The 256-nt window shown below is 55.5% G+C and carries 1 pseudogene; it reads right to left on the bottom strand.

The window, feature by feature from the left end:
• Window positions 1–74: 74 nt before the first annotated feature.
• Window positions 75–256: pseudogene (locus R0J87_RS22285) on the bottom strand (isocitrate lyase); the annotation flags it as partial.

The raw sequence follows: 256 nt of genomic DNA, 5'->3' as shown, positions 1-256 counted from the left end.
CGGGCAATCACCAGCGTCGTTGTGCCGGAAACGTCAGCCGCCAGACGGGCAGCAATCAGTTTTTGTACCGCTTCTTAGGTTGGCACCAGGACTTTACCGCCCATATGGCCGCATTTTTTCACCGAAGCCAGCTGATCTTCGAAGTGCACACCGGCAGCTCCTGCGTCAATCATGCTGCGCATCAGCTCGTAAGCATTCAGCACACCACCAAAGCCGGCTTCCGCATCTGCAACGATAGGCAGGAAGTAATCAATGC

The organism is Halomonas sp. SIMBA_159, assembly GCF_046536035.1.
Lineage (GTDB): Bacteria > Pseudomonadota > Gammaproteobacteria > Pseudomonadales > Halomonadaceae > Vreelandella > Vreelandella venusta_A.
This window is presented reverse-complemented; position numbering and strand designations above follow the sequence as displayed.